The 14054-nt window shown below is 68.2% G+C and carries 12 protein-coding genes; 6 read left to right on the top strand and 6 right to left on the bottom strand.

Annotated elements, in window-relative coordinates:
- The first annotated feature begins 6 nt into the window (after positions 1–6).
- Positions 7–660: a hypothetical protein gene (locus ACPCUW_RS03605; RefSeq protein WP_423423657.1), complete on the top strand. Its 654-nt coding sequence runs from the start codon at positions 7–9 to the stop codon at positions 658–660.
- Here the strand turns inward: ACPCUW_RS03605 and ACPCUW_RS03600 are convergent.
- The 3 genes from ACPCUW_RS03600 to ACPCUW_RS03590 form a co-directional block, all read right to left on the bottom strand.
- Positions 558–2084: an amino acid permease gene (locus tag ACPCUW_RS03600; protein ID WP_063009474.1), complete on the bottom strand. Its 1527-nt coding sequence runs from the start codon at positions 2082–2084 to the stop codon at positions 558–560. The genes ACPCUW_RS03605 and ACPCUW_RS03600 overlap by 103 nt on opposite strands.
- A gap of 88 nt (positions 2085–2172) precedes the next feature.
- Positions 2173–3282, bottom strand: coding sequence for a phosphotransferase enzyme family protein (locus tag ACPCUW_RS03595; RefSeq protein WP_423423656.1), 1110 nt, complete (start codon positions 3280–3282; stop codon positions 2173–2175).
- A gap of 47 nt (positions 3283–3329) precedes the next feature.
- Complete coding sequence (locus tag ACPCUW_RS03590; protein WP_104406734.1) at positions 3330–4694, bottom strand: purine-cytosine permease family protein; 1365 nt, start codon at positions 4692–4694, stop codon at positions 3330–3332.
- 84 nt (positions 4695–4778) lie between these two features.
- On the opposite strand from ACPCUW_RS03590, the gene ACPCUW_RS03585 reads away from it, so the two are divergent.
- The gene (locus tag ACPCUW_RS03585) at positions 4779–6083 is read left to right on the top strand and encodes a glycosyltransferase 87 family protein (RefSeq protein WP_081879853.1); all 1305 of its coding nucleotides are present in this window, start codon (positions 4779–4781) and stop codon (positions 6081–6083) included.
- A 136-nt stretch (positions 6084–6219) separates the two neighbouring features.
- Positions 6220–7083, top strand: coding sequence for a hypothetical protein (locus ACPCUW_RS03580; RefSeq protein ID WP_423423655.1), 864 nt, complete (start codon positions 6220–6222; stop codon positions 7081–7083).
- Between the two features lie 22 nt (positions 7084–7105).
- Here the strand turns inward: ACPCUW_RS03580 and ACPCUW_RS03575 are convergent, their stop codons facing one another.
- A complete protein-coding gene (locus ACPCUW_RS03575; protein WP_063009399.1) occupies positions 7106–7930 on the bottom strand; it encodes an alpha/beta fold hydrolase in 825 nt (274 codons plus the stop codon).
- A 122-nt stretch (positions 7931–8052) separates the two neighbouring features.
- On the opposite strand from ACPCUW_RS03575, the gene ACPCUW_RS03570 reads away from it, so the two are divergent.
- Positions 8053–8907 carry a DUF1266 domain-containing protein gene (locus ACPCUW_RS03570; RefSeq protein ID WP_063910627.1) on the top strand — a complete coding sequence of 285 codons (855 nt, stop codon included), beginning with the start codon at positions 8053–8055 and terminating at the stop codon, positions 8905–8907.
- A 6-nt stretch (positions 8908–8913) separates the two neighbouring features.
- Here the strand turns inward: ACPCUW_RS03570 and ACPCUW_RS03565 are convergent, their stop codons facing one another.
- On the bottom strand, positions 8914–9795 hold the full coding sequence (locus tag ACPCUW_RS03565) for a hypothetical protein (RefSeq protein WP_290049307.1): 882 nt from the start codon (positions 9793–9795) through the stop codon (positions 8914–8916).
- 268 nt (positions 9796–10063) lie between these two features.
- Here ACPCUW_RS03565 and ACPCUW_RS03560 point away from each other — a divergent pair, with 268 nt between their 5' ends.
- Together ACPCUW_RS03560 and ACPCUW_RS03555 are read left to right on the top strand one after the other, a co-directional pair.
- Complete coding sequence (locus ACPCUW_RS03560; protein ID WP_064902079.1) at positions 10064–11068, top strand: phosphatase PAP2 family protein; 1005 nt, start codon at positions 10064–10066, stop codon at positions 11066–11068.
- A 239-nt stretch (positions 11069–11307) separates the two neighbouring features.
- Entirely contained in the window at positions 11308–12777 is a 1470-nt protein-coding gene (locus ACPCUW_RS03555) for an MDR family MFS transporter (protein ID WP_423423654.1), read from the top strand.
- A 55-nt stretch (positions 12778–12832) separates the two neighbouring features.
- On the opposite strand, the gene ACPCUW_RS03550 is transcribed toward ACPCUW_RS03555, so the two are convergent.
- Positions 12833–14050, bottom strand: a complete 1218-nt coding sequence (locus ACPCUW_RS03550; RefSeq protein WP_423423653.1) for a cytochrome P450 family protein — start codon at positions 14048–14050, stop codon at positions 12833–12835.
- Between the last annotated feature and the right edge of the window lie 4 nt (positions 14051–14054).

Genomic DNA, 14054 nt, shown 5'->3' with positions numbered 1-14054 from the left:
CTCGCGATGGCTACCACTGCGCAATTGCGGGCCGCGCTGGCGGTGCTCCGCGCCGATACCGACGAAGCCGCCGAGCAAGCCCGTATTTCGGAAATGTCCGGAACCGATTCGGCAGCGGTCGAACACGCCCTGCTCGCCGGTTTGCTGTACCGGATGATGGGCGATGACCTACGCCACTCCCTGACCGGCGCTCCCGATCTCACCGCACTCGAGGAACGGGCCCGCGCCGCCGGGCCGGGTACCGCGACCTACGCCACCGACGATCGGGAACAACGCGAGGAGCATTGCGCCCAGGCGCATTTCGAGGCGTACTGGCTCGCCCATCGGATCGCGGGACTGCACTTCACCACCGTGCCGTCGGCCCCCGCGCTGCAGGCGGCCGCGCATACCGCCGAGGCCACCCGCACGCTGCTGCGTATCCATCGCGATCTGCTGGACGCGCCGGATGCCGGGCACCCCGCCTGGGAGGTGGTGATCGACCAGCTCGATCGAGCCCGCGCCCTCGCCTTCGCGGCGTCTGCGGGTGCCCAGCCTCCGGATGACCAGCCCCCGGAAACTCAGCCTTCGGTAGCTCGGCCCTCGGTAGCTCGGCCTTCGGACGCCGCCGCGGGAGTGTCGGAGATCGGTGTCGAGCGCAGCACCGAATGCCGCACACCGTAGGTGAAATAGACGACCAACCCGATCACCATCCAGATCAGGAATCGCAGCCAGGTCTCCACCGACAGATTCAACATCAGCCACAGGCACGCCAGCACACCGAGAATCGGGATCAGCGGCACCAGCGGCACCCGGAATCCGCGCGGCAGATCGGGGCGGGTGCGCCGCAGGATGATCACACCGACCGACACCAGCACGAATGCGAACAGCGTGCCGATGTTCACCATTTCCTCGAGCGTGCCGAACTGCACGAATCCGGCCAGCACGGCACAGACCGTGCCCACGCCGATGGTGAGCGCAGCCGGAGTGCCGAAGCGCCCGGTCCGGGCCAGGCGACGCGGGAGCAGGCCATCGCGCGACATCGCGAACAACACGCGGGTTTGGCCCAGATACAGCACCATCACCACGGTGGTCAGACCGGCCAGCGCGCCGACGGAGATGATGTTCTTGGCCCAGGTGACCCCGTGCAGTTTGAACGCGGTGGCGAGGGTGGCGTCGTTGCCGGCGAGCTCGGTGTAGGGCACCATGCCGGTCAGCACCAGCGTCACGGCCACATACAGGATGGTGCAGATCAACAGCGAGCCAAGGATTCCGCGCGGCACATTGCGCTGTGGATTCTTCGTCTCCTCCGCGGTGGTGGCCACGACATCGAATCCGATGAACGCGAAGAACACCAGGCTGGCCGCGGCCAGCAGTCCGTACCACCCGAAGTTGCTGTCACCGGCGCCGGTCAGCCATTGGAACAGCGTCTGGTGCAGGCCCTCCCCGGTACTGCTGGGCTGAGACGGCGGAATGTAGGGCTTCAGATTCGACGGCTCGAAATAGGCCAGCCCCACCACGATCACCACAGCGATCACCGACAGTTTGATCGCGACCGCGATCGCAGACACCCGCGACGACACCTTGGTACCGATTACGAGCAGCACCATCAGGATGACGATCAACAGGGCCGCGCCCCAATCGAATTCGACCGACCCGAAATGCACGATCGGCGAGCGCGAGCCCATCACCTCACCCAGATACTGCGACCATCCCTTCGCGACAACCGATGCGGCGAGGGCGAATTCGAGGATCAGGTCCCAGCCGATGATCCACGCCGCCAGCTCGCCGAAGGTCGCGTACGAGAAGGTGTAGGCACTGCCCGCGACGGGGACGGTGGAGGCGAATTCGGCGTAGCACAGGGCGGTGAGTCCACAGGCGACGGCGGCGAAGACGAAGGCCAGCGAGACCGACGGCCCCGCCACATTGCCGGCCGTGCGCGCGGTCAGCGTGAAGATGCCCGCGCCGACCACCACGGCGACACCGAAGACGGTCAGATCCCAGGCGGTCAGATCCTTGCGGAGTTTGGAATGGGGTTCATCGGTATCCCGGATCGATTGTTCGACCGATTTGGTTCGCAGCAGACCACCCCACCGGGGGTTCGGCACCGATCCGGCCGTGTTCTGCGTTGGCGTCGGCTCAGCCACACCCGTCTCCTCCGTTGTCACCGATCCCCCGTGACCCGCAGACAGCAACCTAACAGCACTCGGCAGTCAGTCGTCGCAACATGGTCGTGAAGGCCTTGCCCTCGGCCGATGCGGCCCAAACCGAGCGACCGAGAAAGTAGTTACGGTAAGCGATCCGGGCATTGCGCACCTGCCGACGAGGCGGAATCGTGAGGAAGTAATCGATTTCGGACAATTCGTAGACGATGTGCACGAGCGGGAAGAGGTCGGACAGGACCTCGCGCTCCACCCGATGCAGCGGCCTGATCTCGCAGTAACCCCGCAGGAACGCGCCCAGTTGCCCGGCCTGCACCCGGGCCGGGCCGCCCGCGGCGATCGAGAGCCAGTCGACAGCGAAGCGTTCGATCGCGGTGGCGAGATCGAAGACGGCCACGGTCCGGTTCGCCAGGCCGAAATCCAGGACGGCGGTGACCCCGCCGTCCGACCAGAGCAGATTCGTGCCGTGCCAATCGTTGTGCGTCCACAGCGGGGGCAACGTCGCGACCGCGGCGGCGAGTTCGGATGCGGGGGCATCCGTCGCGCCCGGTAGATCCACCGGCGGTCCGGCCTGCGACCGCCCCGCGTCCGGGTGTGGCTCGGCGGCCAGGAATCGGCCGACCTCCGGGCGGGCGGCGACGTAGCAGTCGACGGCCGCGACCGGATCAGTGCACAGCCCGGCCAGCAACGGATGCGGCGGGCGCTCCGGTGCCTCGAATCCCACCGCGGCGAGGTGCAGGCGCGCGAGCATCGCTCCGGCCGCGGCCGCATCGGCGGCCGAGTGATAGGGGCTCCACGAGAAGTCGTCGCGGTACCGGTCCTCGCCTGCCCCGAGTTCCTGGATTTCGTAGGTGAACTCGCCGCGCTCGGTCGCCCGCACGCGAGGAATCGGAATGCCTTGTGCTCGAAGATGATTCATGAAGGCGTGTTCGGGGGCGAGGGTCCCGGGATCGCGCAGCGCCGAAGGCATCCGCTTCACCACGACTCGCGTTCCGTCACCCAGCCGCACCCGGGCCGTGGACGACAACGGCCGCCGGCTGCGCCATTCGATCACGGGTGTCGCGCCGGGCTCGGCGAACAGATCTCCCAGCTCGCCGGGAGTCAGCGGGGAGAATGCCGGTGCGGCCGACCCACTTTCGCCCATCGCGAAGACCTGATCGCCCGTCTCCGCGGACTCGTCTCCCGCCCGGCTCAGGACGTCCGCTCCGGCTCGGCCCGGGCGGGCAGCCGTTCGAGACGGGCCAGCACACCGGTGCAGGCGGCCGCGGCCAGGAACGAGTACAGCGAGGCGGAGGACCACCAGCCGGGATGCACACCGACGAGGTCCTGCACCCGCAGCCAGATCCGCGCCCACCAATCCACCGATCCCGGATTGAGCACCTGGTACACGACGAAGCCCAGCAGCCACGGCACCAGCAGGAGCGGACGGGCGGGAGCGTTCTCGGACAGATCCCACCCACGACGGCCGCGACCGAGGAAGAAGTCGACCACCAGCACCGCGCACAGCGGGACGAACACCGATCCGATCAGCAGCAGGAAATTCGAGAAACCGGTGAAGTCGTGCACCCCCAGCGCCAGCACGGTCGCGAGCGCACCCACCGCTGCGGCCAGGAAGCGCCGATCCACCCGCGGCAGCAGATTCTGCAGCGACATCGCGGTGGAATACACATTGGCGAACGACTGATCCGATTCCCGCAGCACGAGCACCGCGAAGAACAGCCATCCGGCCGCGACGCCGAGGAAGGTGTCGAAGATCCGGTCCGGATCACCGCCGGCCTGCAGTAGCGCGACGATGCCGAGCAGATAGCACCAGGTCTGCGCGATCGAATAGCCGGCCATCGTGGCCCCGGTAGCGGCGCGAGCGCCGCGGGCGTGGCGGGTGTAGTCGGCGGCCAGCGGGACGAACGACACCGCCACCGCCAGCGCGGTATCGACGCCGGGGAAGAATCCGCTCCACGACGTGCCGGTCACCGGCGGCAGCGGTTGGCGCAGGAACTGAATCGTGAACCAGCCCATGGCCACCGCCACCGCGACCGTCACGTACTTGCGCAGAATGCGCAGCACGTTCAACGGCCAGATCGCCATCGCCGTACACAACGCACCGGCCCCGACGATCACCGCACCGTGCGGCAGATTCCCGTGAGTGAGCGCCGCGACCCCGCCCGCGATCACGGTCAGCTCGAACACACCCCACCCGATGCACTGCACGATGTTGGCCACGGTCGGCACATACGACAGCCGGGTGCCGAACAGTCCGCGGAAGTTCGCCATCGCCGGCGCGCCGGTGCGCGCGCCCACCGCGCCGGCGGCCGCCACCATCGCGGTGCCCAGCACGGTTCCCACCGCGGTGGCGAGGACCGCCGCCGTGACCGGCAACTGGGGATGGCCGGCCGGTTGCAGCACGTAGAAGGCTCCGGTGAAGCCGATCAGGCTCACGCCCAGGTTGGCCCAGAACGCGGCCTGATCACCGAACGACAGGGTGCGCGGCGGAGCGTTCGTCAGCAGCAGCGGGGCCTCGGCCGAGCGGTCTCCCGGCTGCTCGGGCAGAGTCGTCATAGCGAATTCATGCTATCGGGTGCCTCCGGTGGAAATTCGCCCCCAGCTTCGCTCCGGCGCCCGCAGTCGGTAACCTCGTCCCGGATGGTTAGCGTCTCCACATCCGCCCGGCCGCTGTCGGGACCTCGCATGCCGGGAGCCCACCGCATCGGTCGGCTCGTATGGCTGGTTCCGGTACTGCTGGTCGCCCTGAGCGTGTTCTGGCTGTTGCGGCCCAGCTGGCCCCTGCAGCCGATCAAGCGCGAATTCATCGACCTCCAGGTGTATCGCCTGGGCGTGCAGGCGATGTGGGACGGCGCCGATATGTACGGCAGTCTGCCGAAAACCACGCTCGGGATCAGTCTGCCGTTCATCTATCCGCCCTTCGCCGCGGTGGCGCTCGGCCCCTTCGCACTGCTGCCGTGGAATGCCGCGGCGATCAGTTTCTTCGTGGTTTCCACGCTGGCGCTGGCGATCACGCTCTATCTGGTCGCCCGCCGGGTCTGGGGCAGCGGCGGCACCGAGGTGGTGCTGTGGGCCAGCGCCTGCGCGATTCCGCTGGGCATGCTGCTGGAACCGGTGCATTCGACACTGGATTTCGGGCAGGTCAATCTGCTGCTGATGGTGCTGGTCGCCGCCGACTGCCTGCCCAAACGCACCCGCTGGCCGCGCGGCGTCCTGGTCGGCATCGCCGCGGCGATCAAACTGACCCCGGCCGCCTTCGTCCTCTATTTCCTGGTTCGACGCGACTACCGCTCGGCGCTCACCGCGGCGATCACCGGTGCCGTCGCCACCGGCATCGCGTTCGCCCTGATGCCGCACGAATCGGTGAAGTACTGGTTCGGCGGGATGGGCAATGTCTCGGGCCTCAGCGGGTCGGCTTTCCGGACCAATCAGTCGATTCAGGGCGTGCTGTCACGCTTCCAGGTCCCCGAACCGGCCTTCACCGCCCTGTGGGCGCTGCTGAGTCTGGCGCTGCTGGTGCTGGTGGTGGCGGCGATGCGGCGCGCGGTCGCCGATCCGGCGCTGGCCCTGGCGTTCAACGCCGTCTTCACCCTGCTGGTTTCGCCGATCTCGTGGTCGCACCACTGGGTCTGGATCGCGCCGGGCCTGCTGGCCGCGGTCGGCGTCGCGACTCGGCTGCCGCGCCGGTCGGCGATGATCTGGTACGCGATCATCATCGCGACCGCGGTCGTGTTCACCATCGGCCCGCAGAACTGGGAACCCGGCGACAACAACCGCGAACTGGCCTGGACGCCGTGGCAGCATCTGGTCGGCGACACCTATGTGTGGCTGAGCGTGCTGCTGGTCGCCCTGTATGTCGTCACCGCACCGCGGCCCACGACGGCAGAACCGCTGCTGCCCGCGTCGTTGCGTTCGCTGCGCACCAAGGTGCCCACCGAGTCCTGAGCCGACACGCCGGGCGCAATCGATCGGTAAATCTCCGAGGCATCCTCCGCCGCCTGCCACCCGGCGTCGGCGACACACCACCGGCGATTTCCCAACACCCCTGCCACCCTGCACTTCCGTCGTACCGTAGATAAATATGGACGACAACACGCCGACCGCGGACGGTGATCCCACCCGCCCGGATCGGCAGCTGATCCAGCGACGAGAGCAAGCCTGGAGCAACTACCAGCAGGCTTGCGCCGATCTCGCCGGTACCCGGATCCGCGCCAATCTCGACGGATGGAAACGCTGGCTGCGCATTCTGCCCGGCGCGGCGGTCGATCAGGCCGAACGCCGCCGCGACGAGATCCGCGCCGAACTGGCGCGACATTGCGTCGGGGCCGACGACCGTCGGTGGGGCGTGCTGTCGGGCGGCGACACCGGCACCTTCGGCGGCTGTTTCGGACTCGAGCACACCATCGGTCAGCTCGCCGAGCGCTACGGCAAGGCCGATCCGCATTGGGTGCGCACCCTGCGCGACACAGCGCGCAGGACCACCGATATCCGTCCGCTCGCCGCCGACGGTGACCGCTCGGCCGTCAGCGATATCACCGATCGCGTGGTGCAGGCCGTCCGCATGGCGCCCGACGACGAGGCGCGACGCCGGCTCGTCGTGCACCTGCCCGGCGAGGTGCGCCCGGTGCCGGCGGATCCGGCGACGCTGGCCGGAGATCAGGGACCGGTCGCGGTCCAGTTCGAAATCTATGCCAGCACCGTCAAACTCGACCACATCGATGTGATTCCGCCGCTGCGCCGGATGGGCCTGGGCACCGCGACGCTGCGCCATCTGTGCCGCACCGCCGACGCCCACGGCATGCATATCGTCGCGCAGCTGGTCCCCACGTTCCGCGACGACGATTCGGCGGTCCCGATCCTGGCGCGCTGGTTCCGCGAGCAGGGTTTCGAGGTGACCGAACGCCTGGGCGGGCGGGTCGTGCGAGCACCCGCCAGCATCCCCTAGCCGGTCGTCGTGGCCGCGCCGATCACCGTGTGCGCGTGAGGAATTCACCGATCGCCGGGGCCAGTTCGGCGGCGACCGGATCGTTGCTCACGCCGGGCAGCTCCCGCAATTCGGCATTCGGGAGCACCTCGGCCATCTTCTTGGCCCCTTTGGTGAGCGCGGGGGCGGAACGATCGCCGATCAGCAGCAGGGTCGGCGCCGTGAGCGCGGCCCAGTCTTCCGGCTGAATGGTCTCACCGCGCGAAAACGGTTTCAGCACAGCGAAATCGTGGGCCGTCGAATCGGCGGTGGCCACCAGCTTCTTCCACACCGACGACATCCGCATGACCGCGACGACCAGTCCCGGCACACCCATCACCTTGGTCATGTAGTACCGGACCGCACCGCTGCGCTTGCCTGCCGCGACGCGCTCGCGCAATTTCTCCTCCGCGTCCTTGGGCGGCACGTGATCCTTCGGGTCGACCACGAACGGCGGTTCGAACGCGACCACGTCGGTGATTCCCGTGATCGCGCCCGAGCGCGCGGCCAGCAGTGCCAGGATCGCGCCCGAGCCCCAGCCGAACAGGGCGGCCGATCCGCCCTCGGCCTCGACCAGCGCGCGGATGTCGGCGATCTCGTTGGCGCTGTCGTAGACCCCCGGCGAGTCCGCGCTGTCGCCGCGCCCGCGCCGGTCGTAGTTGAGCACGCGCAGGCCGTAGTTCTCGGCCAGCGCCTGCGCCAGCTCGACGGTGTTGGGGACCTGCCGATAACCGAAAGCGCCGCTGATCAGCACAACGGTTCCCGCACTGCCGGAACCGATCCGGTCGAAGGCGATGGTGGTGCCGTCCTGCGACGTCACGGTCTGCATGTCCTACTCCTTCGCGGGCCGGGTTCGGTTCGAAAGTACGCGATGGGTTCACGAGCTCCGGCGGGGCCGGTCGGTAGGCTCGCACGGACAGTATTCACGGGCGAGGGGGTGCAGTGGTGACGATGGTCGCCGGACCGCACGGACTTCCGCGCGTCAGCGGATTTCCGAGTTCGGATTTCGATCCCGGCTCGGACAAATGGTCGGGTGTCGCGATCGGCGAGGATCGCATCCGGGCGCTGGCGATCGGGGCGTACTACGGCCGCAGCTGGAGCTCCTACAACGACACCGTCGCCTTCCAGCCGGAACACCCCGGAAGTTCGGAGACCCGGCGCGAATCCACCATCGAGGGCCTGCACGAATCGTGGGGTGTCGACAACGCCGAGGATGCGCGCGACACCATCGGCCGGTTGCTGAGCGGGATGCACGCACCGCTGTTCGCGATGGTGCATCCGCTGGCGACCGCGGCCGCCCAGGACACCACCCGCGTCGACCGCACCGGCCTCGCCGACAGCCACCGCGAATTCCTGCACACCGTGTCCGAGGTGCGCGGCTACCGTGGCGTCAACGGCATCGACCGCGATTACGACGCCTGGTTGCAGGCCATCAAATTCGGCATCGTCGACCGGCTACCGCAACCGCTCAACACCGATGCCACCGCCTGGGACCTCTCGCGCATCGTCTTCATCGCCCGCGCCGCGCACACCGCCGGATATCTGGACGAGGACGAGGCGTGGACGCTGCTGGGCCGCGCGCTCGCCAAAGCCCAGCAGCACTACCGCAATTGGCGGCAGTTCGCGGCCGGCTTCCTCACCGGCGCCATCTTCTGGGCGGCCACCCAGGACCTCGCCGCGGCGAAGGAACAGGTCGACGAACGCCGCTGGATGATCCGCGGCCTGCTGATGCGCCCGTCGAGTCCGTGGCGGCGGGTGGCGCTGCATCCGGGCGCGCCGGTATTCGGCCTCTCCCCGTTCCACTGACGGCGGTTACTGCGGCATCGCGCGCAGAATGCCGATGCCCTCCCATTTGAACTGCTCGGTGTCGACCATGCCGAGTTTGCGCCGCTCCACCAGCAACTGCCATTCGCCGAACAGGTCCAGCGACGACGGACGCGCCATCACGATGGAACCGTCGACATGTTCGATCTCGCAGGCCAGCCGCACGGCGCCGTCGACGCGCAGCAGATCCTCGGCCTCGGTGGAGACGAATTCCAGATCCGTGTTGCCGTCCGAAATGCGCAGCGTCGCCACCGATCCGGGCGGCGCGGCCACATCGGTGCGATCCAGCGCGGCCACCGGGAATTCGTAGGTGGCCCCGGCCGATACGAACAGCAGCCGCAGGGTGGTGATCACCACCAGCCCCGGCGCCCCGCGATGGCCGCACGGTGCGCATTCGAGGACGTATTCGTCCGGTCGGGCGTAGGCGTGCAGGGCCGCCAGCTCCCGCGCGCACATTTCCGGGGTGCGCATCCGCTCGGCCGCGCGCGACACATCTGGACGGATCGGACCGTACTGCCCCGGAACCGGCCGGGGCGGGGTCAGATTCGGCCGCTGCCGCACGATGCGCCGCATCTCGAGCAGATCGTCGCCGATCGCGCGGACCAGTGTGGCGGCCTGCGTGAACACCTCGGGTTCGAGGAAGATCGTCGCCGGATTGCGCCGGGTGGCAACGCCTTTGATCACATAGTCCGGCGCCCGGAAATACAGCAGGATCAGCAGGTCACCACTGTCTGCCTCGGCGAGGCAGGCGTCACGCAGATCGCAGACCCGCACATCCATGGCGACATCGTCGTCGACGCCCAGCGGCGTGGTGGTGATCCGCCCGTCGGCATATCTGACTGCGGTCCGACGCCCCCACACCTCCAGCACTGCCGCATCCTCCCGATCCGACCCGGTGAGACCTCATCGGGGACGGATTCTACCGAGAGACCCCCGCCGTTCCGGGTATCCGGCGAACGCCGATCAGAGGTTTCCGGCGAACATGCTCGCGAGTCCGGTGGCGGTCGCCACGGCGGTGCTGCCCGTCCTGAGTGCGGCGATGAGAAGTGCGTATGTGCTACTCCGGGACACCACATCCCCCGACACGCGAACCGGATGGATGTGTCCGGCCCGTGAATGTGGGTGGCACACTGGCCGAATGCTCGGTGTACAGCCGGAGACAACCGAAATCGCGGAGCCGACCAGCCAACGGCGGCTGATCCGCTACGCCGTGCGGTTCGCTTACCTGGCAGCACTGGTCGCGGCCTTGATCACCGGAGCACTACCCGGTGGCCGCGTGCAGGAAGCCGCGTGGATGATCGGCGGCGTTCTCGCCTTCACCGTCGACCGGCCCTGGCGCGAGCACATCCGGGTACTGACCGACTGGCTGCCGCTGATCGCGGCGCTCATGGTCTACGACTACACCCGCGACCTCGCCGACAAACTCGGCATGCCGCTGCGCATGCACGAACTCGTCACCGCCGATCGCTGGATGTTCGGCGGCACCCTGCCGACGATCTGGTTGCAGGACCATCTGGCCGGCGACGGCCAGCCCTCGTGGACGCCGATCATCGGCGTGGTCTACACGACGCATTTCATCCTGCCCTGGGCGGTCGCGGCGATCTTCTACGTCTACTCCCGGCCGCTGTGGGTCCGGTATATGCGCCGGATTCTGCTGCTGTCGTATCTGGCGCTGGTCACCTATGTGCTGGTGCCCGCGGCGCCGCCCTGGTACGCGGGGCGCGAAGGGGCCATCCCGGAACACGTGCGGCGCATATCCGGTTTCGGGCTCGGCGTGGTCGATCCCAACGTGAGCGCGCAATGGCTCGAGGACCACGGCAACTACGTCGCCGCCGTGCCCTCGCTCCACACGGCGTTCTCGGTACTGGTGGCCGCGACGCTGTGGCCGCTCACGCGGCACTGGTGGCTGCGCGCGATCCTGGTGATCTATCCCTGCGCGATGGGCTTCACCCTCGTCTACGGCGGCGAGCACTGGGTCTTCGATGTGCTGCTCGGCGGCGGGTACACGGCGTTCACGATCCTGATCACGCGCCTGTGGGAGAACTGGCGGGCGGGCCGGGCACTGTTCGGTCCGCTGCCCGCGACCGGCCGCGGTGACGGGTCGGAGGCCGTGGTGCCCGCGGCCCAGGCCACCACGGTGTGACGAGCGTCTCTCCCCTGCGCGCCCCACGGAACAGGCGCAGGTGAGCAGTCGTTTCTCGCGGCTATCAGTGCGGTTCGGCGCGAAAAACCATGTGCTCACGTGTCCGGTTCACCGGAATACTTGCGCGGCACCGATGAGTTGAGTGGGTCACGGTCGTCAGGTCTGGTGTGGCGTTCGAGGCACAGAGGAGTGGCTCGACGTCGGTCGGACATTCTGCGTCGCAACACCCGGAGGTACACATGCCCGCCGAACCAGTCCATCACCCGGCCGGACGAAGAACCCCCGCGGTGATCCGGCTGCTGGTCCTCGCGACCTTCGTGGTGATCCTCAACGAGACCATCATGATCAACGCGATCCCCCGCCTGATGAGCGATCTGCACGTCACCGAGCGGTCCGCGCAGTGGGTGTCGACCGCGTTCATGCTCACCATGGCGGCCGTCATCCCCGTCACCGGATGGTTCCTGCAGCGTGTCACCACCCGCCGCGCCTATGCGCTCGCGATGGGCGTGTTCCTCGCCGGCACCCTGTTGTCGGCCGCGGCGCCGTCGTTCGCGGTGCTGCTCGTCGGTCGCGTCGTACAGGCCGGTGGCACCGCGGTGATGATGCCGCTGCTCATGACGACCCTGATGACCGTGGTGCCCGAACACGATCGCGGCCGTGTCATGGGTAACGTCACCCTCGCCATCTCGGTCGCTCCGGCCATGGGTCCGGTCATCTCCGGCCTGGTACTCCAGATCGGTTCCTGGCGTTGGCTTTTCCTGCTGGTGCTGCCCATCGCCGGTGCGGTGACCTTCTTCGGCCTGCGGAAACTGGAGAACGTCGGCGAACCCGAGAGCGGCGCGATCGATTGGGCCAGTGTCGTTTTCGCGGCCCTCGGCTTCGGCAGCCTGGTCTACGGCCTCAGCCGGTTCGAGGTGGGCAACATCGTGATCCCGGCGCTGATCGTCGCCGCCGGCGTGGCCTTCATCGCGGTGTTCGCCGCCCGCCAGATCCACCTCCAGCGCACCGGATCTCCCCTGCTCGATCTGCGAATCCTGTTGTCCGGCACCTACACCAAGGCACTCGTGCTGATGGCGGTGGCCTTCCTGGCGATGATGGGCTCGATGATCCTGCTGCCGCTGTACCTGCAGAACCTGCGGTCGCTGTCACCGCTGGAAACCGGTCTGCTGGTGATGCCAGGCGGATTGGCGATGGGTCTGCTGGGGCCGACGATCGGGCGCCTGTTCGACCGCTTCGGCGGGCGCATGCTGGTGATTCCGGGTGCGGTCGGCATCGCGGCGGCCCTGGCCGGCTTCACCCGCATCTCGCTGACCATGCCGTACTGGCAGTTGCTGGCGCTGCACATCCTGCTGATGGTGTCGCTGGCCGCGGCCTTCACCCCGGTCTTCACCCTCGGTCTCGGCGCGCTGCCGCAGCATCTGTACTCGCACGGCAGCTCGATGCTCGGCACCCTGCAGCAGGTGGCCGCGGCGTTCGGCACCGCCCTGGTGGTCACGGTGATGACCGCCCGCGCCACCACCCTCACCGATCGCGGGATCGCACCGCTCGTCGCCCATCTGTCGGGTATGCGGCTGGCCTTCGGGATATCCGCCGGCCTGGCGCTGATCGTCATCGTGATGGCGGTGCTGCTGCCCAACCGCTCGGCCTCCTCGGCGGCGGTCGTCCTCGACTCCGAGGATGTCGAGGACACCGAGATGGTCCGCGGCTGACCACGGCCCGAAACGCCCGCGAGACAACCGGTCTCGCGGGCGTCGTCGTGTCGGCTCAGCCGCGATCGGCGCCGGGACGAACCGGTATCGACACCGGCCCCACGGTGAAGAACGAAGGCGTATAAGGGATTTCGGCGGGATCCACGGCGAGACTCAGGTCCGGGAACCGCCGGTACAGGCTCGCCAGCCCGAGCCGGCCCTCCAGCCGGGCCAGCGGTGCGCCGATGCAGTAGCGCGGTCCGTGCCCGAATCCGAGGTGCGGCCGCGGCGGGCGGGTGATGTCGAATTCGTCGGCGGTCTCACCGTGCTGCGCGGTGTCCACTCCGGTGGCTTGGTAGACGACGCCGACCGCCCTGCCCTTCGGAATCGGAACCCCGTCGATCGTCACGTCCTGCAGCGTGAATCGGAAACTCGTCATCATCACCGAGTGCCGGTAGCGCAGCGTTTCCTCCACGACGTCGGCCCACCGATCCTCCGCCTTCACCAGGGCCAGCTGGTCGGGATGCCGCCCCAGCGCGACGACCGCGTTCCCGAGCAGGTAGACGGTGGTTTCGTGGCCGGCGATCAACATCAGCCACAGAATGGCGACCAGTTCGTCCGTGGTGAGCCGATCGCCCTCGTCCCGCGCCCGGACCAGATCGGAGGTCAGATCGTCACCGGGCTCGCGCTGTTTGCGCTCGACCAACTCGTAGAGATAGCCGCGCAGCGCCACCTGCGTCGAGAACGCCTCCTCGGCCGAAATCTCCTGTGACAGTGAGGTCAACGTCCACTGCCGCAGCTGCGCCCGCTCCGATTCCGGTACGCCGAACAGCTCGCTGATCACCGCCATCGGCAGCGCGTCGCAGAACGCCGGCACCAGATCGACCGGATCCCCCGCGGCCGCCACACCGTCGAGCAGGCCGTCGATGATCGCCTGGATCCGCGGCTCCAGATCCCGGACCCGAGCCGGAGTGAATCCCTTCCCGACCAGGCCGCGCAGTCGCCGATGGTCCGCACCGTCCTTGGTCGACAGATGATCGCCCTGCACGATCGCCCGGAACGGCCAGTCCTCGGGGATCGAGCCGTCGTAGAGGGCGGGCCAGTGTTTCGGATCCCGGGCGAAGGTCTTGTTGTCGCCGGCGAGGATCTCCTCGACCGCCCGATGGGAGAGCGCGAGGTAGGCCGGAACCCCGCCGGGGAAGTCGACTTCGACCACCGGAGCGGTCTTGCGTAGGCGGAGGCAGGTATCGAGGGGACGTTCGTTCGCATCGGGAAAAGCAGGTCGATTCGTCATCACG

The organism is Nocardia sp. AB354, from assembly GCF_049538315.1.
GTDB lineage: Bacteria > Actinomycetota > Actinomycetes > Mycobacteriales > Mycobacteriaceae > Nocardia > Nocardia nova.
This window is presented reverse-complemented; position numbering and strand designations above follow the sequence as displayed.

Coding starts and splice junctions, on each gene's coding strand:
- ACPCUW_RS03605 (WP_423423657.1), top strand. CDS start 7: ATGGCTACCACTGCGCAATTGCGGGCCGCGCTGGCGGTGCTCCGCGCC.
- ACPCUW_RS03595 (WP_423423656.1), bottom strand. CDS start 3,282: ATGGGCGAAAGTGGGTCGGCCGCACCGGCATTCTCCCCGCTGACTCCC.
- ACPCUW_RS03590 (WP_104406734.1), bottom strand. CDS start 4,694: ATGACGACTCTGCCCGAGCAGCCGGGAGACCGCTCGGCCGAGGCCCCG.
- ACPCUW_RS03585 (WP_081879853.1), top strand. CDS start 4,779: ATGGTTAGCGTCTCCACATCCGCCCGGCCGCTGTCGGGACCTCGCATG.
- ACPCUW_RS03580 (WP_423423655.1), top strand. CDS start 6,220: ATGGACGACAACACGCCGACCGCGGACGGTGATCCCACCCGCCCGGAT.
- ACPCUW_RS03575 (WP_063009399.1), bottom strand. CDS start 7,930: ATGCAGACCGTGACGTCGCAGGACGGCACCACCATCGCCTTCGACCGG.
- ACPCUW_RS03570 (WP_063910627.1), top strand. CDS start 8,053: ATGGTCGCCGGACCGCACGGACTTCCGCGCGTCAGCGGATTTCCGAGT.
- ACPCUW_RS03560 (WP_064902079.1), top strand. CDS start 10,064: ATGCTCGGTGTACAGCCGGAGACAACCGAAATCGCGGAGCCGACCAGC.
- ACPCUW_RS03555 (WP_423423654.1), top strand. CDS start 11,308: ATGCCCGCCGAACCAGTCCATCACCCGGCCGGACGAAGAACCCCCGCG.
- ACPCUW_RS03550 (WP_423423653.1), bottom strand. CDS start 14,050: ATGACGAATCGACCTGCTTTTCCCGATGCGAACGAACGTCCCCTCGAT.